2 protein-coding genes are annotated in these 1,987 nt (G+C 73.3%); one reads left to right on the forward strand and one right to left on the reverse strand.

The window, feature by feature from the left end; translation table 11 throughout:
* Positions 1 to 180 precede the first annotated feature (180 nt).
* Positions 181 to 1,449, reverse strand: a complete 1,269-nt coding sequence (locus MCM47_RS11015) for a glycosyltransferase family 39 protein (RefSeq protein WP_238860863.1) — start codon at positions 1,447 to 1,449, stop codon at positions 181 to 183.
* A gap of 125 nt (positions 1,450 to 1,574) precedes the next feature.
* On the opposite strand from MCM47_RS11015, the gene MCM47_RS11020 reads away from it, so the two are divergent.
* Positions 1,575 to 1,987 (forward strand): TetR/AcrR family transcriptional regulator (locus MCM47_RS11020; protein ID WP_238860866.1); only part of this gene is annotated, 413 nt, incomplete at its 3' end.

A 1,987-nucleotide genomic window follows, 5' to 3' on the forward strand; every position in this document is an offset into this window, starting at 1 on the left:
CAGAGGGGAGGACGGGACACGTCACAGAGTAACCGAACGATCGGTCGGCTCAAGAGGGTGTGCGGTAGCGGTCTCCGGAACGTGCCGGAAACGCCGGAGGGGGCGGGGCCGTGGTGGACGCGCCCCCTGGAGGCGGCGGGGCCGGGCCTGCCGGCCGCTGCCCGCGCGAAGCCGGGCCGGCTACGGGATGCCGAGCTCGAAGATGACGTACCCGCCGTACCAGCCGGAGGCGATCGCGCCCGTGCCGAGCACCGCGGCCAGCACCGGCCAACTGAGCTTGCGCATGGCCACCGCGAGCGCGATCAGCAGCGGGAATGCCGGGAGCAGGTAGCGCGAGGTGTTGCCGAAGATGCCGAGGCTGCCGAGCACCGAGACGATGGTGGCCAGCGTGTAGGCGGTCAGCACCAGCGGCGGGCGCAGCCGGATCAGCAGCACGATCAGCGCCGGCAGCGAGAAGACGATCAGGGTGGCCAGCAGGTCCGCGACCGGGTAGGCGAAGGGGTAGTCGGTGCGGCCGAGCAGCACGCCGCGGACGGCGTAGAAGGTGCCCTGGCCGTAGTCGAAGTAGTGCAGCCAGGCGTCGCGCTGGAGGGTGAAGTAGGCGCCCCACTCGCCGGCCCGCCAGCCGACCCAGCCGACGTAGCCGAGCAGGCCGAGCGGGGCGAGCAGCATCGCGGTCAGCGGGCGGACGACGCCGCTCCCGCGCCGGTACAGCTCCACCAGCGCGGCCAGGCCGACCGCGCCGATCAGCGCCGCCGAGGTGGGCCGGTTGAGCCCGGCGACCAGCGTGACCGCACCGGCCGCGACCCACTGCCTGGTCATCACGCAGTAGCAGGCCCAGGACGCCAGCGCGACGAACAGCGAGTCGGAGTAGAGCGCCCACTCGGCGCCGGAGCCCGGGGCGATCGCCCAGAGGCCGGCCGCGACCACGCCCGCCCGGGGGCCGGCCAGCCGGTCCACGACGGCGTGGATCCCGGCGGCGGCGAACAGCGAGGCCACCACCGAGACCAGCATCCCGGCCCCGTACAGGCCGAGCCCGGTGGTGTCCGAGACCAGCCGCATCAGGCCCGGGTAGAGCGGGAAGAACGCGGCCGAGTTCTGCTCGACGGTGAAGCCGGGCACGCCGTTGGCGACGGGCACCAGCGCCGGGTGGTAGCCGAACTCGGCGACCTGCTGGTACCACCAGCCGTCCCAGCTGGCGAGCACGTCCCAAGGGTTGGCCCCGCCCCCGAAGCGGGGGTGCTTCTTCAGGTAGTCGCCGGAGAACGAGAGCAGCTTCATGAAGACCGTGAAGCCGACCAGCTTGAGCACGGCGTAGCACCAGACGGCCGGCCCGAACCGCAGCACCAGCGCGCGGGCGCGATCGCGCCACCCGGCCCCGGGTGCGGCGCCCGGCCCCTCGCTGCGCCGCTCGGGCGCGTCGGAGGCGACTGCCGGTATTGCGTTCATGCTCTGGACCCCACCCTGCTGGCCGTGGACGATCGTCCGGCGAGTCTAGGCGCTCGGTCCTCGTGCCGGTGCGGACCGATGGACCCGACCGCACCGCGTCGAGCGGCGCCGGGGATACTCGGAGGATGGCCGATCACACCACGCGCACCGCCTACACCGTGGAGTCGCTGCTCGCGGTGACCGTCGACGTCTTCAACGAGCGCGGCTACGACGGGACCTCGATGGAGGACCTGTCCCGGGCCGCCGGCATCTCGAAGTCGTCGATCTACCACCACGTGCGCGGCAAGGAGGAGCTGCTCCGGCTCGCCGTCGGGCGGGCGCTGGACGGGCTCTTCGCGATCCTCGCCGAGCCGGGCGCGGTCGAGGGCGCGGCGGTGGACCGGCTGGAACACGTCGTCCGGCGGACCGCCGAGGTGCTGCTGGCGGAGCTGCCGTACGTCACGCTGCTGCTGCGGGTGCGCGGCAACACGGCCACCGAGCTGTGGGCGCTGGAGCGGCGCCGGGACTTCGACCACCAGGTCGCCGAGCTGCTGCGGGC

The organism is Kitasatospora sp. A2-31, assembly GCF_022288725.1.
Classification (GTDB): domain Bacteria; phylum Actinomycetota; class Actinomycetes; order Streptomycetales; family Streptomycetaceae; genus Kitasatospora.

Excerpts from the sequence above, each read along its gene's own strand:
- MCM47_RS11015 (WP_238860863.1), bottom strand. The coding sequence starts at position 1,449 with ATGAACGCAATACCGGCAGTCGCCTCCGACGCGCCCGAGCGGCGCAGC.